Genomic DNA, 19,314 nt, shown 5'->3' with positions numbered 1-19,314 from the left:
TTACACCTCCTTGTGCTCATCAATCAGCTTTTTCAGTTCCTCCGCTTGGCGGCTATTTAATTTTTTCCCTCCCATAAACGCTGTTAAAAATTTGGGCAATGACCCTCCGTAGGTATCTTCAACGAAACGTACGCTTTGATTCGCGTAATATTCATCCCTTGTAATCAAAGATGAGACTACTGAATTTTCATTTTGAAAAAAACCTTTTTCACACAACTTTTTTAGAACTGTATAGGTGGTAGACTTTTTCCAATTCATTTCTCTTTCACATAGTTTCACAAGATCACCAGAACCAATCGGTTCGTTCTTCCAGATTAAATCCGTAAACTTTATTTCACTTTCTGTAAGCTTGTACCCTTTCATTTTACCACTCCTTGGTCTATAAGATATCGACCTCACACTTCTAGTCTATAACTTATAGACCCAATGTCAATAGTGAATTACTTGACCATAGTTTTTTAAAAGTGTTTTATCCTTTGATATGGCCAAAATAAATTTGTTATGATGATGTAGTCGAAAAATCATACTAAATTATCCTTCAAACGTTCGATTCTATGATTTCTATATGAAAATACATACACATTCGCTCAAATTGGCAAAAAAATAACGATTCAGTATGAAATTTCGAACAGAATCGTTTTGACGCAAAATTCGTATAGATGTTGTTGTCAATGATCCCGCCGTAATCCCCCTTTGTTCCCCATTCAAAGAACTTGCCATCACTTAGGATACAAGAATTTCCGGTGCAATGATGGATCCTCCACAACCGATCACTTTTAGGCTGGTCATATCTAAACCAGTTACAGACGCCTCGCGTATCAGATCACGAAGTATAAGATCACGAAGCAATTTGCCAACCGTGCTGAGGTGCGTAATCCGGCCCCGTTCTATAGCCTCCAGAAGCCATGGTCGCCCACAGCTGAAATTGATCAGATGTTCTACAAAAAAAAGGCCGTCTCGGCCCCTCGAAAGTTCGATGGAGAGGCAGACGCCCACTTCGGCTTCCTCAGCACACTTGCAGCGCTTGATATTCCGAGATCAAGCCCTGTTACTCAGGAACTTCTGGGCTGGAGGCCCGTCCAACCAGCACTGATCCCCGACCTCAAACAATCTCCCGCGCAACAGGGAACGACTGCTTGAATCAAGAATAGCCGACTATCGGAAGTAATTACTCGTAACGCAAGGAATCCACCGGTTCCCACTTCGCCGCTTGATAGGCGGGTAGTAGGCCAAAAAATATGCCGATGCTCATGGAGAAGAGAACGCCGCCGAGGACCACCTGCCACGAGACAACCGGGGGCATATTACTGATCATAGCGACGGTATATGCGCCGCCCAATCCAAGCCCCACACCAATCATTCCACCGATGGTCGTAAGCGCAGCAGATTCGGTGAGAAATTGCGCCAACACCATCCCTCGGGTCGCTCCTAGCGCTTTGCGGATCCCGATCTCCCTTGTTCGTTCCGTAACGGAGACTAGCATAATGTTCATTACCCCAATCCCTCCAATAAATAGAGAAATCGCGGCGATTCCGCCGATAATGGCCGTCATGATCGTTGTAATGGAAGATAGCGCCTCTTTGATCTGTTCCATATTTAATATGTAATACTCGCCAGGCATCCCCGTACTGTCCGCCTTCTGCGTAAAATAATCCAAGGCTTTCTGGCTCGTCTCTTCCAGCAAAGACAGGTCGGAGACTTGGATAATCAAAGACTGATAGTCTCCGTTACCGAACAATGACGGCCATACGGTTTGAGGAACGAGGAGACTTTCTTTACTTAACTCCGTCAGCCCGCTTCGTTTAGACGCGAACGTACCGACAATAAAGAATGGAACTCCCTCTATTTCAATGATTTCACCGATGTAACTTTTCTCTTGCTCGAATGAACGTGCTGCTTCCTCGCTGATTAATGCGGCCTTTAGGCCCTCCCGTAATTCATTGTCGGTCATGGATCTCCCGGCGACAATCTCGATGGATTGAAGCTCCTCAAATCGTTCCGAGACGCCGATGATCTGCATCTGCTTGGTGGTATCCTCTACCATGACTGAGGACATAGCAGAGCTTGTTGGAGTGACCATGACGATGGATTCGATTCGCTCAAGCTCGGAGACATCTGCTTCAGTGAACGGGGAAGTTGTAGCGGGGGCGGCAGCGCCGACGACGGCATCCGTATCCATATGCATAATTTCCAACGTGTTATTCTGGCTGCCTGCAAACTGATTCTTTAATGCGGCATCTCCACTTTGACCAATGGATACGATCGTAATGACTGAAGCGACACCGATCATAATGCCGAGCATTGTGAGTATAGAGCGAAGCTTGTGAGCCAGTAGAGAGGAGTAAGCCATTTTTATACATTCCCAAACCATCAACGTAACCCCCGATCTTCGACCAATGCGCCGTCTCTAATGACCAAGATGCGATCTGCGCATTCCGCGATGGCCAGTTCGTGTGTCACGATGATAACCGATGTTCCGGCATCGTTCATGACCCGAAACAAATCCATAATTTGTTCTCCAGTCTTAGTATCCAACGCCCCCGTCGGTTCGTCCGCTAATACAAGATATGGTTCCGTAACCATCGCCCTCGCGATGGCAATTCGTTGCTTTTGGCCGCCGGATAATTGGTTAGGATAATGATCCTTCCGTTCGGTCAGACCGACGGCTTCTAGCGCTTCGGTTGCTTTCCGCGCCCGTGAAGAGGCGGAATCGCCTCTGTAGATAAGCGGGAGCTCGATATTCTGAAACGCCGTAAGTCTGGGGAGCAAGTGAAATTGCTGGAAAACAAATCCGATATGCGCATTCCGGAGCTTCGCGAGCTCTTGATCGGTATACTGTTGAACATCAATCTGGTTTAACTTATAAGTTCCCAATGTCGGTTTATCCAATAATCCCATCAAATGAAGCAATGTTGATTTTCCTGAACCTGACATTCCCATGATCGCTACGAATTCACCTTTATCAATCGAGAAGCTGACATCCTTGAGGACATGGGTGTGTCGCTCATCGGCATTGTAAATTTTGCTGACATTATAGAAATCAATCATGGATCTCTACTTCCTCTTCTTCATCCCAATGATCGGAGGGCTCGAGAAGGATACGATCGCCTTCAAGTAAACCGTCGACAATTTCGGTATGATCTCCATTCACATTTCCTGTTGTTACCTCTCGGAATCTTAAGCTATCACCTTCCAGTACATAGACATGAGTCTTGTTTTCCTTCCGGACGATAGCGGAGCTTGGAATTGAAAGAGGCTGCACCCCGGTCTCTTCAATCCCAATATACACATGGTACCCGGGTAATAAAGAGGCACTCGATTCCTCCAATGTTACGATAAAGGGGTAACTCGAGATTGTTCCTGTTTCGCCGCTCTCCGGCTTGTTCGGGATGCTTCCGATATGCTGCAGCGTTCCGTTCCATTTGTGATCCGGCAGAGCCTTCGACTTGATCCAGACGGATTGGCCGGGACGAACGCGAACGGAGTCGAATTCGTTAATCGCACCGCGTATGACGTACTTATCCGAGGTAATGTGCACGACTGGGAGATCGTCGATTGAGTGTTGGCGAGCATTCACGGCTTGAACGGTACCGTCAATCGGACTTTTTACGAGCAGGGACGATTCCTTCGCATCCAGCTCCTCCAGATCCATCTCTAACGATATCAGTTCGACCTCCGAGAGTTCCACTTGCATTTGCAGGTCCTGAAGCTGACCAGAGGTATAGCTTTTTGCCTCGTCGGGCCCTTTCGCTACAACCTCCTCCTTGAACTGTGCTTCCAATTCAGAAATCTGACGACGGTTCATCTCGGTTTGCAGATGCAGTCGTCTCCTCTCTAGTTCGATCTGTTTTTTTTGTTTCGCAATGGATTCGCTGTTATATTTGAATAGGGGGGTACCGATTCTAATGGACTGTCCTTCCGAGACAGAGATGTTCTGGATTTCCCCCAACGTCTTGTCAACGTAAATGAGCTCCTCCTCCTCATATTCAAAAACGCCTGAAAGTAATATCGTCTCTGAAAGGGATTGGCTGGCGACGGTAAAAATGTTATTATTGGAAATAATCGTTTTTTGTGGAGCTTCCCGGGTAATGATTAAGTAAATATTGATTCCTAAAAAAAGTATGCTTGCCAATGCAAGGATCCATTTCATTTTCATTCGATTCACCACTGATTATCGAGGCAGCAGAAAAATGACCGCCGCGTTCAGAACGAATACAAGAGCCCAGATGGCAAAGGAAGCGATGAACCCTTTCTTGATGGAACATGCTGTGGCCACAGAGATGCCTAATGCGATTAATGCATAGCTCCATATTTCGAAAATATTCACATTCGCAGCCAATCGAATGAACGTGCCGTCTGTCGTGAATTGCGATACGAGGAGGCCAAGGCTACCGATAGAAATTTGTGTTTCTTCGTTCTGGAGTTGCTCCGGGTTAAAAAAAGGTAACTGAACGATTTTTCCAATGATTTGAGGAACTTGGGATAACAGGATGATTGCGCCGAGCAGCTTTCCTCCGATCGGCAGCTTCATAATCTTAACCACCGCGAGTTGTAATAAGTACACGATAAACAGCATAAAGAAATACCATAGCGATGAGAACAAGATAATAAAAAATTTAATCAAATTTAACACTATAGGCGGCATTTGTATTTCGTTTTGATTCAGAAGCTCTTGTATTTCGCGAGTCTCCAGCAGGCCTTTGGAAACGAAAAACGTTATCCCGATATGGGCCACCAATAGAATGAGAATTAGCCATCTGAGCTTCGGAGACTGACCAAGCGCACGAAAGGTGCTCGTAGGTGCATAAAGGATCGTAAGGAGATGAGAGAGCTTCGTCTGTTTCTGATTTGTATTCACAGCGACCAAGTGACCGTTCTCCATTGGAACTTCACCTCCATTTTTATAACTTCGATGTGATGAGCCCTTCTACAATCGCCGCGGCGATCAAGAGTGAGCACATCAAAAGGATACTCTTAAGGTAATACGCCCATGGACGTTGCTTATGGATATAGAAGGTAATCCCTTGAAATCCTACGAATCCGGCAATAATTAATGCTGGGATTTCAAATATGCCGTGCGGGACGATCTTAAGAGCTAGTTCGAGCGCGGAAACTCCATCCATATAACGGCTGGTCAGGCTTGCCCCAAACCAGAATCCGTTAAGAAACAGGATGATGATCGTCGGAAGTGACAAGGAAAATAAGCCTGAAATCAACAAGGCGCTTGTAAACAAGTTCTGAGTCAATATAGGGAGTACACTTTTGTCCAGATGGTCAATTTGCCGAGAGACTACAGGGGAAGCCCCGATCTCACTAGACATTCCACTTACGAAAGCCCATCCGGCAAAGAAGGAAAATAGAAGCCAGCCTGCTGAGGCCAAAAGAAACCACCGATTGCGGCGAAAGTAATTTTGCATATATTTCCACCCCTTGAATTAGGTGAATAGGATAAGGGTGGCACCCCTTATCCTATCGGTGAAAGCTAACGTATGTTACCAGGCGATAGCTGCCTTGGTACCGTTCTTCTTGACGAACTCTTTTACAACTAGAATGAGACCTGCGCTAAGACCTGCGCTTGCGAAAATGGATGCAAGTGCGATGACCGTAGAACCGGCGTTGATCGCGGCGATGATGACTGTAGCCCAGGCTGTGGATATACCTGTGTATGCAGTCAAATCAGCAATAATAAGTTCCAGCATAATTTATCACCTCCTTTCCAGCAGCCCTTGTCTCGCACAAGGGCTCGCTTCATTTCTTGAAGCCGATTAAGCCAAGCATCATTCCAATACTTACCGTAACAACAGCCGTGAAAATCCAGTTTCCGAAGTACAAATGATAGAGAAGCGGAGGAGCTCCGAACAAAATAACCATGATGCGCATAAGATTCTTTGTTGGTTTCATATTCACCTAATTCCTTTTTGCGCAGTCTCGCTAGATTGCAGCTGGGATAAGAAGTAAGATTCGATCGATTCGTTGTCTTGCAAAATCTCGGGCAGTGTACGCCGATCCACAATACATCCTTCGTTTATAAAAATCGCCTCATCGCAGAACGACTTTACGATATCCAATTGATGCGTAGAGAGAAGAATAGAGTTGCCGCCTTTTACGTATTCGTGTAATATTCCCCGAATAAGGATGGAGTTCACTGGATCTAAGCCCGAGATATACTCATCCAGCAGCAGGAGTGGGGAACGCCGCAGCAATGCGCATAGCAATGCGAGTTTCTTGCGGTTTCCTAACGAATAGTGGAGTATCTGCTTATTGTACTCCGATTGGAATCTGAATCGTTCGATCTCGTCGTCTACCTTTTTGGCAGGAACATCCACCGCGAACAAGTCCATGAAGAAGCGGATGTACTCTTTGCCGGTTAATTCATCATATAATAACGGGTTATCAGGGATGAACGTCAACATTTGCTTCGCGATTTTTCTTTGTTCGGTTAAGGATACGCCCCCAACGAAGACCTCCCCGGAAGTTGGCTTTACAAGTCCCGCAGCAATCTTCAACGTGGTGGTCTTGCCTGCTCCGTTCGGACCTAAGAAACCGATAATCGACCCGGGGAGGATATCGAAGCTAACATCAGAAAGTATAGCTTTCTCCTCCGCCCGTTTGGAAATCTTTGATAAGGATAAAATCGTAGCTATGAAAATCACCGCCTACTTTAAATGAAGATCGTTGATGTCAATCCAACGGTGCAATCTGGCCTTCATCAAACGCAAACCAATTGCCGCAACCCCAAACATAAGACCGGGAATTACGATGTATTGCAGGCTGACGAACCAGAAGAATTCAATATAGTCCGCCATGTACAAGATTAGTGGGAACAGCGCGGCAGGGAGAATGACACCGAGTACGATATAGTGCATGATACCCCTGATAACTTCCTTTTCGGGATAATCTTGAATTTGTTCCGGATTCAAATAGTCGAATCTCGGATGGATCACACTTGGAATATGGCAGATCAACGTAAAGCACCGAACATAGATGGCCTGGACCGGCAAGAGCAGCAGAAGTAGTATCGAGAACTTCCCCGATAGCAAGATAACCACCAACTGTCCCAATGCAAAGATTGGCCAAGCGAGCAGCTTGTGAATACTCCACTGCTGCTGCAATTCATTCCAGAGCGTTCTCTCTGCCATGAGATCGAGGATGATTCGCTCGCCGCTTGCTTCTAGTGAAATTTTGCCTGATAGAGAGCTGTACAACTCGAACGACAAGAAGTACATAATCATGAACGACATAAAGCTCAAGACAGCGTATTCAACCTTTTCAACATTGACTCCGCTCAGCATCCCGGAGAATATGCCGATTAGGATCCAAAATCCTATGCCTCCAAATAGAGCCTGGAGATTTCTGAGGGTATAACTGCTACGGCAGAACACCTTAATTCGTGCGGATAACAATCCTGCGTCCTTCGCCGGTACAATCGAATGCAGCTTTCCATACAAGGTTTCCAATATTTTATTAAGAGCAATTTGCCGATTTTGGCGCGAGAAAGCGCTTAACCTTGTCCAAATGATAGCACCGCCGAACACGATCGCCCAAAGAATCAACCAACCAGATGCTTGGAGCATAAACAGATCGGCCAATACAACATGAGGCCACCAACTTTCCAGCAGAAAGTGCAAAACATCCTGGATTTCCTCCATAAAGAGTTTCGAACCTTCCCGCTGCCATGTCTCCAAAGCTTGCACATCCAGTTCTCTCTGAGTGAGAGGGATAGTATTCACCCATGGAGCGGCAATTCTTCCCGCAATTGTACAGAACGCCACGATTACCGTGCGAGTAATGACCGCTCCTGCCATCGTTCCAACGAGTGCAGCCCGACTTCGGTCTCTTGTCTTAAGGATTCCGGAATACAACGCTGCAATTCCCTGAGTGAGGAATGTAAAGACCAGAAACGACAAGACAAGAATCCACATGGCATGGAGAGGTGGAATGCGCGTTGTCCATAGAATGGCGGCCAGTACCGGAAGCAAGAATGAAATCCACTGTTTGGCATCCCAAAGAATATCCTCAAGGCGAAGGAGCAGATGTTTGATCTGCTCTGAAAACCACACATTCTGCAATAAGAAGTCATCTTGCGTATTGAGTTCCCACTTTGCCGATTTAATCCCGCTCAAAGTGGAGGCCGCGATCATTAGAAAACTAACTATCGCCAAAATCAAATGCAGATGATCGATACCACCTTCGTTCGAATTCACAAATTTGCTTATCAGGAATGCGGTTCCCAAAAAGTAGGCAACCATTTTAATCAATTCCCAAAAGAGTAGCAGGAAGAATAACCGTGCTCTGCTCTTCCACTCGTTCCTCCAACGAATAAACAATCTCCATTTGAGCCATCGAGTCAAATATGTAATGTGTAACCAACCCCTTACCTTGAGGCCCCATCATTTGCATATAAATATATCTTAATATGGAATATTAATACATAGGATTAACGTACCAACTTTCTACAATATATCCATATTTTTGAATAGGATCTTCGTTCCTTCCCCTGAGATCCCCTCCCTTATTTTTGACAACAAAAAAAACCTCATCCCATAGGGATGAGAATTTGCTGCAATAATGGATGCGGGTTCAACGCAGCTTACAACCACATGGGGTTTCGATGCGCGTCTCTGAGACCTTATTCCCAATTCCGCAAAAAACTTGCCCTTATTTATTTCGGATCTCCGAAAATTCGTCATTCTCTACCCTAACGTGTTGAATCTCCTTCCACTTCTCCCTCAAAGCTTTTAAATCTTCTACGAAGAAACTTAATAGATTGGGTCGTCTTCTTACTGCCAGCGGGTGATAGGTGAAGCCGACTGGCGTACCCTGAAACTCCTGCCAGCTGCCTCGTAATTCCTTAACGCTGGCACTCTCCGTATCAGGGAATAAGGCTTCCGCCACGACATTTCCAAATCCAAATAGTACAAGCGGCTGCTTCTGAAAGATCTGCATCTGTAAATGAGGAAGACACGCGGCTCTAGTCTCAGGCTTATTGTAGGCACGCATCGGTCGGCGTTTTAGCAAATAGGTGACATAAACCTCATTTACATCTATCCCCGACTCCCTCATGCCGAATTGGAGCGTTTCTCGGGTACCGCATAGAAACGAATTTCCTTCCCGATCCTCCCGGGCTCCGGGATTATCCAGAATCATCATAAGCGAAGCTTTCGGATTTCCTTCACCCCAGATGACCCGATTCCGCTGCTTGGATAGTTCGCACAGTTCACAATGCTCTATACCTTGAGGCGCTTGTTCTTCAGGTAAGACTACAAAAGGTTGATCCATCTTCTTGTTGCAGCTCCTTCCTTTCACACGCAATGGATCTATTATGCCCACCCACAACAAAAAAACTTGCCACTACTTGAGGTACGGTTCTCCGTACTGTCTGCAACGGCAAGTCTTTAGTCCACCATTTTGCGTGATGGCCCTTGTGTTATTAGAATCTGCTATCCATGCTCCCGATCGTTCATTAAACTTCGCAAACACGCAGCCGTATCCGTTGAAGCTGTATAAATCATGAGCTTCAGATCCGGATTGTTCGACGGTTGCAAGGTAACATGTTCAAACTCCATCTCCCCGATACGAGGATCATACCCCCGTTTGCGGCGATCCGTTGCGATCTGAACGTCATGCAGCGGCCAGACCTCGCGAAACAGCTGGCTAATCTGCATGAATTCATCAATAAGCTCCTTAAACCTTGCATCATTAGGGAAGCGTGCGTAATCCGCACGAAAGTGTGCAATTAAGACTCTCACCCTGGCTTCCCAATCCATTATGTTTAATCCAAACTGTACATCCGTCAAAAGATGTCTCATCCAATGGGGTCTCTCTCGCATGTGACTTGAGAAGGTTGGCAATCGGAAAACGAGCTCGGCCGCTTTGTTCCAAAGCAACAAATCCCAATACCGTCCAATCACAAACGCCGGATGCGGTTCCAGAGCCCGTATCGTCCCTTCCAAACCTGCAGTTAACCGCTGACCTTCCACCGGTTCCTGTTGGACCGGCCTTGCGAGAAGATGGAGGTGGCGACGTTCATCTTCCGTCAATCGCAGCGCTTTGGCTATGTTATTTAATACGTCCTCCGATGGATTGACACTTCGCCCTTGTTCCAGGGAGGTATACCAGGATGTTCCGATATGAGCTAGCTGAGCTATTTCTTCTCTTCGAAGACCCGGGGTCCGCCGCCGCCCATAGGATACTAACCCTACATCTTCCGGAGTAAGGCGTTCCCGACGCGACCGTAAAAATCCACCTAACGACATTTTGGAAGGAATGTTATCCATTTACAACTCCCCCTTTAGCCTGACACTTCCAATCATACGATAAACGCAGGAAGGAAGCTGCTCGCACACTCTATTATACTGCCAGTATAGCATTAAAAAAACTTAGGAGGTTTTGAAAAATGAACCTTTTTGTAACAGGGGCCACAGGTAAAGTAGGAAGCCGTTTTGTTCCGCGTTTGTTACAGCGCGGTCATCACGTGAGGCTATTGGTAAGGGACTCTGCAAGGGCGGAGGGGCTTCACCAGCTAGGGGCTGAACTTTTAGAAGGCGATCTTTTGCAGCCAGACCATTATGCTGAGGCTCTGCGGGACACTGATGTAGTAGTTCACTTGGCCGCGCAGTTTCGCGGTGTAGACGAAAACACCACAAGAGTATCCAACATCGATGGAAGCATAGCGTTAGCTCGCGCTGCGTTGAAGGCGGATGTGCCCAGGTTTGTTTTTTCCAGTACTAATAATGTATACGGTTCTGGGGGGCATTCAAGGCCGAAACATGAAGATGACGAGCCTAATCCTACCTTTGCTTATCCTCAAACCAAAGTGGAAGCTGAAGCGGCGCTGCTGCGACTTCATCGCGAACAGGGATTGGGACTGCGCATCGTACGGTTTCCGTTCGTCTATGGTGATCACGATCCCCATATCACGGAGGTTCTGCCGTTATTGCGTAATTGGAATCCGGCCAAACGAATCCATATGGCGCACCATGCGGATATAAGCCAAGCTCTGATACTCGCAGCTTCTACTCCAGGTATTGATGGCCGAATCTACAATGTTGCCGACGATGCGCCGATCTCCGTTGCGGAATTGCTCCAGCTTCATCATAGCGAAATTTCGTCAGAAGCACTGCAGCAGGATTATGATCCATGGGATATGATCGTCGATACAACGCGTATAAGAGAGGAACTACATTATCGACCGATTTACCCGTCGTTCTATTCGGCAAGAGATGCAGGTGCATTGTAAGGTAAAGACATAACCCCACTAGTTGCGGGGTTATGTCTTTTTTTGCAAGAACCTGCCTTTTATAGTTTCCGGTGAAGTTGATAAGCTAAATGCCCCCAAGATGGGTAACATGAGGTGGTCGGCTAATGCTGCTATGGGGAGATGTTGAGACGTCCAATTTGATTGCACTCTTCAGCGAACCAAACATCCCCATTTTCACCAATCGCTATACCGTGGGGCTCTGCGTGTTTAGTAGGGATTTGATATTCTGTAATCATTCCTTGAACCGTAATTCGTCCGATCTTGTTACCGCCCCATTCCGAGAACCAAAGATCCTCATTTTCACCGGAAATGATAGCATGGGGCCTAGCATTCGATGTCGGTATCATAAATTCCTTTACTTCGCCTGAAGTTGTCATTCTTCCGATTTTATTGCCCATAATTTGTACAAACCATAATGCCCCGTCAGGGCCGCTCGTAATGCCTACAGGTCCGGAATTCGGGGTTGGTATGGGAAATTCCGTAATATCACCCTCGGTGGTGATTCTACCGATCGAATTCCCTTGATTCTGTGTAAACCATAATGCTCCGTCTGATCCGGGAACAATAAATGAAGGGAATGTATCCGGGCTAGGCAACTCGAACTCGGTCATCTCTCCCGATGCGGTTAACCTTCCGATTCTTCCGCCATTCATTTCCGTAAACCAAATCGCACCTTCCCTATCTTCCGTTATGCCGAAAGGCGCTGAATTTGCGAGAGGAAGTTCATATTCTGTAAAATAGCCATCTAACGACATTCTCCCGATCTTATTGGCTTGATACTCCGTAAACCAAAAGTCGCCGCTCCGATCCGATATAATCGACATCACTCCGGCATTCTCTGTCGGTAGGGAGAACGAATTGATCTCGCCCGCGGCATTTATTCGCCCGATTCGATTGCCCCTTTGTTCCGTAAACCACATGGCACCGTCTTTTCCCCTCGTTAATCCGTATGGCCCCGAGTCTTGCGTCTTGACAATATATTCATGGATCATGACCGTCATACATACTACCTCCGGTCTGCCTATATTGGTTACCGTGTTAATGAAATTGTTTTTTGCTCCGCCTACCCACGGAGCCAACAAGCTGTATGAAGGTGCGCTCGGAGAACACCAGAATAAGACAGGTGTGTATCTCCTGAAAGGTCAGGTTGCGGAATTAAAATTTAAAGATCAAGCACGGAACGTTTTTGAAAGGATTCATGCGATTTACGAACACGAATTTTTACTGCGTAATTAAAGCCTAACGGCTGTATAAATACCGGCCCTCTTCGCTTAGCAACTAATAGCGTAACTTATAATAAGGTTTATCTCGTTATCGATTCTTTATTTCCGTGAGAATCATATCCCATAGCACGACATTCGTATTTGGCTTATCGTCTTCATTCCTGATCGTTATGGTCAGCTCTTTCGCCCGATACACGTCTAATTCAAAATAACTGGCGTATTCGCTGCTGACAGTGCTCACGCTGGCCTCGCCGTCCACGGCGATGATCACCGTACTTTCACCCTGAGGGATGTGGTCCGGAACGCCCATGTTACCGGAGAAGGTCAAATACTTCCCATCCAACGCGTACGTTACACTCGTCGATCCCGGGTTCTCTCTGCTCAACAAATTCACCTGAGGCTCCATTTGATAGCCCCCGACTTCAAATCCAGCGGGGCTGGGGTCCCAGGAGATCGAACCTTCCTTCACCGGAAGACTGTCGATCCCGACCTCTCTGCCTGCCTCGACGCTCGTTGCCTTCGCAATCCAATGATTTATCCCCTGGACTGTAATGATCGTTCCGAGCGAGAACAGAGCCGCCGCGGCGAAAATCATCCCTATGCCCTTCAAGGTATCCTTCGTGCGAGGCACCCATCTCTGCGCCATATACCCGACGACACCCCCTAGCACATTTGTGAGAATGTCGTCAATATCGAAGCTTCCCAATCCGGTCGCCCATTGCAATGCTTCAAGAATCGAAATCGTAACGAGAAACAGCCCTAAGAACCGGAGAAACCGGACCGATACCACTCGCGGAACGAACATCCCATAGGGCAGGAACGCCGCAAAATTCGCAAAGTTATAAAACCAAAACCAGGTCACGTTACCCGTTGGTAAAGATAGCGAAATGCCGTCCGGGATCAGATTATACCTATCCGTCCCGTCGTGGATGCTATTGATCCGGTCAAAGCCGAAATACAGGAAATATAACATAAGTACGGTATAAGCAGTTAGTGCGATAATCGTTGCGGTTCGAGCTTTTCCTATTAACATATGAAGACCTCTCTTATCATTCCTGGGGCAACATGCCTGTATGCTTCGGCATTATTATCATCAGTCCATATGGGCAATCGCACTGATTTCAATCAGCTGCTCAGGGAACGCCAGCGATGTGACGCCAATAAGACTGCCAGCGGACCGATGCTGCCCCATATATTGTTTAAACAGCTGAATGCAAGGCTCAAAATGTTCTTTCACATTGGTCAGATAGATCTCAATATAAGCGAGGTTAGACCTCGTGGCACCAAATCCCGCCAGTACACGATCAAGATTCTCTAGCGTCTGCCTAGTCTGCGCCTCTATATCTCCCGCGCCGATCAAAGTGCTCTGCATATCGTGGGAGAATTGCCCCGAAATGTAAATCGTGCCGTTGACGGAATAACCTTGGGAAATGCCGCTGCCTTCTTCCCATGCAACACCGTGATTATAAGTTCTAGCCATCATTGTTTTGTTTTGTACACTCCTTTAGCTTAAAGTACGATTAGTATAAAATGGAGACAGCTAAAAAAACAGTACGCACTTTGTGGATAGATACTACCAGAAAGGATAGTGTAAACATGGGTATGGCTCAATACAAAGGTAAAGTTAAAGATATTCAAGACACTCCGTTTGGATATACATTATCAGTTATTGGTGGAAAATGGAAGTTGGTGATTATTTACCTTTTGGCAGAAAACGAACCGGTTCGTTTTAATGATCTGAAGAGACAGATTGGGGCTATTACTTATAAAATACTGAGTTCACAACTCAAAGAATTAGAGAGAGATGGTATGGTCGAGCGGAAAGAGTATCCGCAAGTTCCTCCAAAAGTCGAGTACCGTCTCACAGATAAAGCGAAGACACTGCTGCCCATTTTGGAAGGTCTATGTGAGTGGGGAGCGAAGAACCAACACTCTTGAATCTGCTTCCTTTCTTTGGTATAACAGCTCGCCTTATTTCCGGATTTGTACCCCTAATTTCCCCTACAATGACAAACTTACCATTCACATCATATGCTCGGGTGATGTCGGCAATGTCTGGTGATACGTATGGGTGGTCCAGGACGAAATATCCACTTGTGAGCCAATTACCAAAGAAGCGAAAATTTTTGACCGATCAGTCCAAATTTATTTGACTGTTTGGTCCGGAAAGTGATATAGTGGCTCTATACCTTCCATTTTTGGATAAGACACCCACTCTCTTAAGAAAGCGAGGCAACTGAAATGAGTACTTTGTCTTACGAGCAAGCCGGACAGCTCATTCAACTTTTCACAGACCGTTTTATTCGTAAGGATTATGCTGCATTTTTCAATTTATTTACTGACGATGTAGTCTTCGAATTTCCTTATACCCCGGACCCGAATCCTAAACGTCTGGACGGGAAGGCGGCGCTGCAGCAGTATGTGAAGAAGCTAGAGAAGATGTTTGATATCACCTCATTCACCAATCCGGTCATTCATGTAGCGGCCGACGCCCCGGTGTTCTTTGCGCAGTTCGAAGGAAGCGGCAAAAACCTAGTCACAGGCAGATCTTATGAACAAAGCTATATAGCCGTAGTCGAAGTTCAAGATGGAAAGATCATCCACTATAAGGAGTATTGGAATCCATTGGCACTAACTTGAAACCGGACATCAATCCGAGCTGAGGGAGATTAACCGTATGTATGATGAAGCATCAACCCGTATTCTACTAACCGGAGGATATGGCAAAACTTCCTCCCGCATCGCACAGCTGCTGACCGAGCAAGGTTATATAGTTCAAAGAGCCGGCCGTAGTACACCCAAGCCCGGAGTTGAACAAGCTGGTGAATACGTCTCATTCGACTGGTTTGATGAGGCTAACCATGATGACCTCCTGCAGGACGTCCATGCCGTATATCTGGTTGCACCTGCGAGTCTGCATCCTGAAGAAGTCATGATTCCTTTTGTCCGCAGAGCACTTGACGCTTCGGTTAAGCGCTTTGTCCTGTTATCCAGTGCCTCGATTTCGGAGGACGGTCCAATCTTCGGGCCCGTTCACCGTTACTTGCGTGAGCATGCCCCAGAATGGGCCGTACTGCGCCCTTCCTACTTCATGCAGAATTTTACGGATGCCGGACATGGACACGGACATTCCTTGCGCCATAGCGGATACATCTATACTGCAGCCGGGGACGGCAAGATAGGCTTCGTCGACGCAGATGACATTGCAGCTGTCGGATTTCATGCCCTGACCGACAAGGAGCCCCATAACCGGGAGCATATCATTACCGGACCAGAATCACTCACTTATGACGAGGTGGCCAAAGTGATCCGCAGCGTCACCGGCCTGGATGCCAAGCATATTCATGTTACACCGGAGCAACTTTCAGAGAGGCATAAGGCCGCCGGCTTGCCGGAGAGCTATGCCGAATACCTGGCCGGAATGGATGTCCGTATTCGCCTCGAAGGAACGGAGGATCAAGTAACGGACACGGTACTTCGTGTAACCGGGCGGGAGCCCCGTTCCCTGGAGCAATTCATTTTGGAGCATAAACATGGTTTCCATCTAATTAACTAAGAGGTACGTTAAAATAAAAAGGCTCTCCTGTCATCACCGTTTAAGATGACCCTAGGAGAGCCTTTTGGGGTTTACATTTATATGAAATCTGCCGCTTTGCTGCCTTGTCCTTGCATCGTCCGGAAGATCGACATTACCATCTGTAGAATGCCAAACAGCTTCGGCTCATCCATTCCGAGCTTGGCTGACGTGATCAAAGCGATCCGCTCATGCACTAGGAACCGGGCTAAGTCTCGGATGTTCACCTCCGGGCCTATTTCCCTTTCTCCCACCGCGCGTTCCAGCATCGTGTAAAAGATCTGCTCCGACAGCTCGATATTCGCCTGCAAATAAGCAGCCAGCTCCTCATTATGAGGCGCCTGCTCGATCGCGCTGCTAATAATGAAGCATTGCAAGCGCAGTTCGGGGTCCATTAGGACTTTAAAGATCGTAGTGAATACGAGTTCCACCTTGTCAACGGCCGTTCCCGGCCCCTCGCAATGCTTCCTCAACTCCTGATTCTTTTGATCCATATAATGCTTAACTGCTGCGAAGAACAGCTCCCACTTCGTTCCATACGTATCATATATACTTTGGCGGGCAATGCCCAGCCCCGTGATCAAATCCGGCAGCGAGGTGCCTTCGTAACCACGATTCCCAAAAACAACCATGGCTTTATGCAGGATCTCATTCGTATCAAAGGCCTTCGTTCTTGCCACCGTCTACGCCCCTTTCTCCAGTTAATCATATAAGTAATTATACTATAATTACGGGCGAACCCGCTTCTTCCGCTGAACGTTTTTAGGGATGATACGGTGCTAAAGCCCCGGTGCCGTCCCTCATCCTCCAATGTGATCAGGACCAGCGGTCAACTTGCGTCATACAAACTAAACCCCGAACAGATCACATTCAAGTGAGCCTTCGGGGTTTAATCGTTTTAGGAATAGCCTAATTATTTAGCTGATGGATTCGCATTATGCCAATCTTGGAGCAGTCGATTGGCTTGAGTATCAATATTAGAAATGGTCGTTTGCATATCTTGGCTGCCATCGCTGAATCGAATAATTTCATCCTGGATCATCTTGTCCATATCCGTGAAAGAAGGAACCCATGGTTCAAGATATCTCTTATACTCCTTGGAATTATCGACAATCGTTTGGATGATCTCATACTGCGGATTTTGTTCGATAAATCGTTTCGTTTCGTCGAGTTCCATGGCCTTATTATTCATTGGATAGTAACCCGTAGTCATAAACCAGTCTGCAGACACTTCAGGAGTAGATAGGTATTTCAAGTAATCCCAGGCACCGAGAAGGGAATCTTTGTTGCCGCGATCAAATAGATAAACAGCGGAACCCCCAATACCTGTACCCGTAGTGCTCTCTTTGTTAGTATACAAATTATTGCATCTATTTCTCAGCCGTTCCATTCAGCTGATCTAAAAGGTGCGTGATTCTTTCAGTTATTTCATCCAATTCCTTTTTATTCATTCCAGTTGCGTCGAATAAAGATTGCGGAACACACGATGCCTTCTCCTGTAGTGCTTTGCCGGCATGCGTAATAAGAATGTTCATGACGCGTTCGTCCACTGTGTCACGACGACGCTCGATGAGACCGACAGCTTCCATACGTTTGAGTAGCGGAGTCAGTGTACCTGTATCAAGATTAAGCACTTCACCCAGCTCTTTAATTGTTCTTTGCGGTTTTTCCCACAGGGTAACTAAGACTAAGTACTGAGGATAAGTGAGCTGAAGTTGATCTAGGTAAGGGCGATAAAGTCGTGAGATAGCCCGTGAACAGGCATACAATGAGAAACATAAGTGATTCTCTAATTTGAGATTATGCGGGTTATTCTCCATGGTTACACCCCTCTAATGATTAGTATTTCTCTGCATTAATAATTTAACATACCTCCTAAATAATAAAAAGTATTTTGGGAAATTTAATTGTTGACAATATTTTTTATTGAAAGTAAGATGGGAATGCGAAATGGATTTTGCACAATATTATTTTGTAAAACTAAAACGAGAAGATGGAGGAATTTGAAATGAGTAAACTTTCAGTAGGATTTGAAAATGGTGCACCGATTGAGCTTCACATTGAGGATGTAGGATCTGGTAAACCAGTAGTGTTAATCCATGGCTGGCCACTTAGCGGGAGATCGTGGGAAAAACAAGTACCAGCATTAGTTGAGGCTGGTTACCGAGTAATTACGTATGATCGTCGTGGATTTGGGCAGTCTTCACAGCCATGGAATGGGTATGAATATGATACGTTTGCGGCAGACCTACACAAAATACTGGAGCATCTTGACCTTCGTGACGTAACATTGGTTGGCTTCTCGATGGGTGGAGGCGAGGTTTCTCGTTACATCGGAACTTACGGAACAGAGCGTGTATCAAGAGCTGTACTAGCAGGGGCAGTACCTCCGTATCTTTACAAAACTGAGGATAATCCGGACGGCGGATTTGACGATGCAATAATCAAAGGCTTACAGGATGGAGTAAAGGCAGATCGAATTGCATTCCTCGATAAATTTACGACGAACTTCTTCGCATCTGGGGACAGAACGGATCTAGTGAGCGAAGAATTCCGATTATACAATCGTGACATTGCAGCATTTGCTTCACCAAAGGGCACACTTGACTGTATAGCAGCGTTTAGTAAGACAGACTTCCGTGGTGATTTAGATAAGTTCAACGTACCAACACTAGTTATTCACGGTGATTCAGATGCCATCGTTCCATTGGAACTCAGCGGGCAAAAGGCGCATGAACGCATTCCGAACAGTCAGCTTGTGGTAATTAAAGGTGGTCCTCATGGGTTTAATGTGACGCACGCCGAAGAATTCAACGCGGAACTGATTCAATTTTTGAATACTACTGAATCAGATTCTATATAATGAATTTTTTTATATGTTTTCAATTAGCCGGTTATGAATAAGACAACCGGCTTTTTTGCATTTACAAAATATTAACATCTTGATGATACCAGCCTGACGTTTTTAATGAAACGAAAGTAAAATCTAAAGCAGATACCGGATCAATCTTTGCTCATTTTCTCTCGCATCATCCAAATGGAAGGCATGGGAGGATTTATCTGACCATAGCAGTCGTTTTCCTTCCGGAGCGTCAAGCTGCTCAACAAATCGCTGAATCAGTTCAGGCATCACATGCTTCTCTTGACTTCCGTGTATAAACATGACGGGCATTTGTAACAAGGGGACTTCTTTAAAAAGTCAAACGTATTTATATCATTCAGCATTTCAGCTGTATACGAGAGCTTAAAGCCTCGAA

The 19,314-nt window shown here is 46.2% G+C and carries 24 protein-coding genes; 5 read left to right on the top strand and 19 right to left on the bottom strand.

Annotated features, from left to right (window positions below):
- From ACYUJT_RS15010 to ACYUJT_RS14955, 12 genes are all read right to left on the bottom strand, one after another.
- Window positions 1-363 carry a BlaI/MecI/CopY family transcriptional regulator gene (locus ACYUJT_RS15010; RefSeq protein ID WP_460323576.1) on the bottom strand — a complete coding sequence of 121 codons (363 nt, stop codon included), beginning with the start codon at window positions 361-363 and terminating at the stop codon, window positions 1-3.
- Between the two features lie 805 nt (window positions 364-1,168).
- Entirely contained in the window at window positions 1,169-2,371 is a 1,203-nt protein-coding gene (locus ACYUJT_RS15005; RefSeq protein ID WP_460323574.1) for an ABC transporter permease, read from the bottom strand.
- Window positions 2,371-3,048 (bottom strand): ABC transporter ATP-binding protein, encoded by a 678-nt coding sequence (locus ACYUJT_RS15000; RefSeq protein ID WP_460323572.1) that lies wholly within the window; start codon window positions 3,046-3,048, stop codon window positions 2,371-2,373. The genes ACYUJT_RS15005 and ACYUJT_RS15000 overlap by 1 nt, the downstream gene beginning before the upstream one ends.
- Window positions 3,041-4,132 (bottom strand): efflux RND transporter periplasmic adaptor subunit, encoded by a 1,092-nt coding sequence (locus tag ACYUJT_RS14995; RefSeq protein ID WP_460323570.1) that lies wholly within the window; start codon window positions 4,130-4,132, stop codon window positions 3,041-3,043. Before ACYUJT_RS14995 ends, ACYUJT_RS15000 begins: the two co-directional genes overlap by 8 nt.
- A gap of 39 nt (window positions 4,133-4,171) precedes the next feature.
- Complete coding sequence (locus ACYUJT_RS14990; RefSeq protein ID WP_460323568.1) at window positions 4,172-4,882, bottom strand: YIP1 family protein; 711 nt, start codon at window positions 4,880-4,882, stop codon at window positions 4,172-4,174.
- Between the two features lie 19 nt (window positions 4,883-4,901).
- A complete protein-coding gene (locus ACYUJT_RS14985; protein ID WP_460323566.1) occupies window positions 4,902-5,417 on the bottom strand; it encodes a stage II sporulation protein M in 516 nt (171 codons plus the stop codon).
- A 75-nt stretch (window positions 5,418-5,492) separates the two neighbouring features.
- Complete coding sequence (locus tag ACYUJT_RS14980) at window positions 5,493-5,699, bottom strand: circular bacteriocin, circularin A/uberolysin family (RefSeq protein WP_460323564.1); 207 nt, start codon at window positions 5,697-5,699, stop codon at window positions 5,493-5,495.
- Window positions 5,700-5,748: 49 nt separating this feature from the next.
- Entirely contained in the window at window positions 5,749-5,901 is a 153-nt protein-coding gene (locus tag ACYUJT_RS14975; RefSeq protein ID WP_460323562.1) for a hypothetical protein, read from the bottom strand.
- Window positions 5,902-5,903: 2 nt separating this feature from the next.
- The gene (locus tag ACYUJT_RS14970) at window positions 5,904-6,653 is read right to left on the bottom strand and encodes an ABC transporter ATP-binding protein (RefSeq protein WP_460323560.1); all 750 of its coding nucleotides are present in this window, start codon (window positions 6,651-6,653) and stop codon (window positions 5,904-5,906) included.
- A gap of 3 nt (window positions 6,654-6,656) precedes the next feature.
- Window positions 6,657-8,162: a hypothetical protein gene (locus tag ACYUJT_RS14965; protein WP_460323558.1), complete on the bottom strand. Its 1,506-nt coding sequence runs from the start codon at window positions 8,160-8,162 to the stop codon at window positions 6,657-6,659.
- Window positions 8,163-8,658: 496 nt separating this feature from the next.
- The gene (locus tag ACYUJT_RS14960; protein WP_460323556.1) at window positions 8,659-9,279 is read right to left on the bottom strand and encodes a uracil-DNA glycosylase; all 621 of its coding nucleotides are present in this window, start codon (window positions 9,277-9,279) and stop codon (window positions 8,659-8,661) included.
- A gap of 161 nt (window positions 9,280-9,440) precedes the next feature.
- Window positions 9,441-10,277, bottom strand: coding sequence for a helix-turn-helix transcriptional regulator (locus ACYUJT_RS14955; protein ID WP_460323554.1), 837 nt, complete (start codon window positions 10,275-10,277; stop codon window positions 9,441-9,443).
- A gap of 119 nt (window positions 10,278-10,396) precedes the next feature.
- Between ACYUJT_RS14955 and ACYUJT_RS14950 the strand changes: the two genes are divergently transcribed.
- On the top strand, window positions 10,397-11,239 hold the full coding sequence (locus ACYUJT_RS14950) for an NAD-dependent epimerase/dehydratase family protein (protein ID WP_460323552.1): 843 nt from the start codon (window positions 10,397-10,399) through the stop codon (window positions 11,237-11,239).
- Between the two features lie 131 nt (window positions 11,240-11,370).
- Here ACYUJT_RS14950 and ACYUJT_RS14945 read toward each other — a convergent pair whose 3' ends face one another.
- The 3 genes from ACYUJT_RS14945 to ACYUJT_RS14935 form a co-directional block, all read right to left on the bottom strand.
- On the bottom strand, window positions 11,371-12,261 hold the full coding sequence (locus ACYUJT_RS14945; protein ID WP_460323550.1) for a Vgb family protein: 891 nt from the start codon (window positions 12,259-12,261) through the stop codon (window positions 11,371-11,373).
- Window positions 12,262-12,571: 310 nt separating this feature from the next.
- Window positions 12,572-13,516, bottom strand: a complete 945-nt coding sequence (locus ACYUJT_RS14940) for a VanZ family protein (RefSeq protein WP_460323548.1) — start codon at window positions 13,514-13,516, stop codon at window positions 12,572-12,574.
- A 60-nt stretch (window positions 13,517-13,576) separates the two neighbouring features.
- Window positions 13,577-13,966 carry a RidA family protein gene (locus tag ACYUJT_RS14935; RefSeq protein WP_460323546.1) on the bottom strand — a complete coding sequence of 130 codons (390 nt, stop codon included), beginning with the start codon at window positions 13,964-13,966 and terminating at the stop codon, window positions 13,577-13,579.
- A gap of 113 nt (window positions 13,967-14,079) precedes the next feature.
- On the opposite strand from ACYUJT_RS14935, the gene ACYUJT_RS14930 reads away from it, so the two are divergent.
- The 3 genes from ACYUJT_RS14930 to ACYUJT_RS14920 all read left to right on the top strand — a co-directional run bounded on the left by ACYUJT_RS14930 (window position 14,080) and on the right by ACYUJT_RS14920 (window position 16,039).
- Window positions 14,080-14,421 (top strand): winged helix-turn-helix transcriptional regulator, encoded by a 342-nt coding sequence (locus ACYUJT_RS14930; RefSeq protein ID WP_460323544.1) that lies wholly within the window; start codon window positions 14,080-14,082, stop codon window positions 14,419-14,421.
- A gap of 303 nt (window positions 14,422-14,724) precedes the next feature.
- Complete coding sequence (locus ACYUJT_RS14925; RefSeq protein WP_460323542.1) at window positions 14,725-15,123, top strand: nuclear transport factor 2 family protein; 399 nt, start codon at window positions 14,725-14,727, stop codon at window positions 15,121-15,123.
- 37 nt (window positions 15,124-15,160) lie between these two features.
- Window positions 15,161-16,039: an NmrA family NAD(P)-binding protein gene (locus ACYUJT_RS14920; protein ID WP_460323540.1), complete on the top strand. Its 879-nt coding sequence runs from the start codon at window positions 15,161-15,163 to the stop codon at window positions 16,037-16,039.
- A gap of 77 nt (window positions 16,040-16,116) precedes the next feature.
- Here ACYUJT_RS14920 and ACYUJT_RS14915 read toward each other — a convergent pair whose 3' ends face one another.
- The 3 genes from ACYUJT_RS14915 to ACYUJT_RS14905 all read right to left on the bottom strand — a co-directional run bounded on the left by ACYUJT_RS14915 (window position 16,117) and on the right by ACYUJT_RS14905 (window position 17,877).
- A complete protein-coding gene (locus ACYUJT_RS14915; RefSeq protein WP_460323538.1) occupies window positions 16,117-16,737 on the bottom strand; it encodes a TetR/AcrR family transcriptional regulator in 621 nt (206 codons plus the stop codon).
- Window positions 16,738-16,970: 233 nt separating this feature from the next.
- A complete protein-coding gene (locus tag ACYUJT_RS14910; protein ID WP_460323536.1) occupies window positions 16,971-17,447 on the bottom strand; it encodes an extracellular solute-binding protein in 477 nt (158 codons plus the stop codon).
- A complete protein-coding gene (locus ACYUJT_RS14905; RefSeq protein WP_460323534.1) occupies window positions 17,428-17,877 on the bottom strand; it encodes a MarR family winged helix-turn-helix transcriptional regulator in 450 nt (149 codons plus the stop codon). The genes ACYUJT_RS14910 and ACYUJT_RS14905 overlap by 20 nt, the downstream gene beginning before the upstream one ends.
- A gap of 188 nt (window positions 17,878-18,065) precedes the next feature.
- On the opposite strand from ACYUJT_RS14905, the gene ACYUJT_RS14900 reads away from it, so the two are divergent.
- Complete coding sequence (locus tag ACYUJT_RS14900) at window positions 18,066-18,920, top strand: alpha/beta fold hydrolase (protein WP_460323532.1); 855 nt, start codon at window positions 18,066-18,068, stop codon at window positions 18,918-18,920.
- A gap of 123 nt (window positions 18,921-19,043) precedes the next feature.
- Here the strand turns inward: ACYUJT_RS14900 and ACYUJT_RS14895 are convergent, their stop codons facing one another.
- Window positions 19,044-19,220 (bottom strand): hypothetical protein, encoded by a 177-nt coding sequence (locus ACYUJT_RS14895; RefSeq protein ID WP_460323530.1) that lies wholly within the window; start codon window positions 19,218-19,220, stop codon window positions 19,044-19,046.
- Between the last annotated feature and the right edge of the window lie 94 nt (window positions 19,221-19,314).

The organism is Paenibacillus sp. YSY-4.3 (genome assembly GCF_054767475.1).
Note: the sequence above shows the minus strand (reverse complement) of the source record. Positions and strands in the feature narration are given on the sequence as shown.

Coding starts and splice junctions, on each gene's coding strand:
- ACYUJT_RS14960 (WP_460323556.1), bottom strand. CDS start 9,279: ATGGATCAACCTTTTGTAGTCTTACCTGAAGAACAAGCGCCTCAAGGT.
- ACYUJT_RS14975 (WP_460323562.1), bottom strand. CDS start 5,901: ATGAAACCAACAAAGAATCTTATGCGCATCATGGTTATTTTGTTCGGA.
- ACYUJT_RS14980 (WP_460323564.1), bottom strand. CDS start 5,699: ATGCTGGAACTTATTATTGCTGATTTGACTGCATACACAGGTATATCC.
- ACYUJT_RS15000 (WP_460323572.1), bottom strand. CDS start 3,048: ATGATTGATTTCTATAATGTCAGCAAAATTTACAATGCCGATGAGCGA.
- ACYUJT_RS14925 (WP_460323542.1), top strand. CDS start 14,725: ATGAGTACTTTGTCTTACGAGCAAGCCGGACAGCTCATTCAACTTTTC.
- ACYUJT_RS15010 (WP_460323576.1), bottom strand. CDS start 363: ATGAAAGGGTACAAGCTTACAGAAAGTGAAATAAAGTTTACGGATTTA.
- ACYUJT_RS14895 (WP_460323530.1), bottom strand. CDS start 19,220: ATGTTTATACACGGAAGTCAAGAGAAGCATGTGATGCCTGAACTGATT.
- ACYUJT_RS14900 (WP_460323532.1), top strand. CDS start 18,066: ATGAGTAAACTTTCAGTAGGATTTGAAAATGGTGCACCGATTGAGCTT.
- ACYUJT_RS14985 (WP_460323566.1), bottom strand. CDS start 5,417: ATGCAAAATTACTTTCGCCGCAATCGGTGGTTTCTTTTGGCCTCAGCA.
- ACYUJT_RS14945 (WP_460323550.1), bottom strand. CDS start 12,261: ATGACGGTCATGATCCATGAATATATTGTCAAGACGCAAGACTCGGGG.
- ACYUJT_RS14935 (WP_460323546.1), bottom strand. CDS start 13,966: ATGATGGCTAGAACTTATAATCACGGTGTTGCATGGGAAGAAGGCAGC.
- ACYUJT_RS14930 (WP_460323544.1), top strand. CDS start 14,080: ATGGGTATGGCTCAATACAAAGGTAAAGTTAAAGATATTCAAGACACT.
- ACYUJT_RS14955 (WP_460323554.1), bottom strand. CDS start 10,277: ATGGATAACATTCCTTCCAAAATGTCGTTAGGTGGATTTTTACGGTCG.
- ACYUJT_RS14920 (WP_460323540.1), top strand. CDS start 15,161: ATGTATGATGAAGCATCAACCCGTATTCTACTAACCGGAGGATATGGC.
- ACYUJT_RS14940 (WP_460323548.1), bottom strand. CDS start 13,516: ATGTTAATAGGAAAAGCTCGAACCGCAACGATTATCGCACTAACTGCT.
- ACYUJT_RS15005 (WP_460323574.1), bottom strand. CDS start 2,371: ATGGTTTGGGAATGTATAAAAATGGCTTACTCCTCTCTACTGGCTCAC.
- ACYUJT_RS14910 (WP_460323536.1), bottom strand. CDS start 17,447: ATGGAACGGCTGAGAAATAGATGCAATAATTTGTATACTAACAAAGAG.
- ACYUJT_RS14990 (WP_460323568.1), bottom strand. CDS start 4,882: ATGGAGAACGGTCACTTGGTCGCTGTGAATACAAATCAGAAACAGACG.
- ACYUJT_RS14950 (WP_460323552.1), top strand. CDS start 10,397: ATGAACCTTTTTGTAACAGGGGCCACAGGTAAAGTAGGAAGCCGTTTT.
- ACYUJT_RS14905 (WP_460323534.1), bottom strand. CDS start 17,877: ATGGAGAATAACCCGCATAATCTCAAATTAGAGAATCACTTATGTTTC.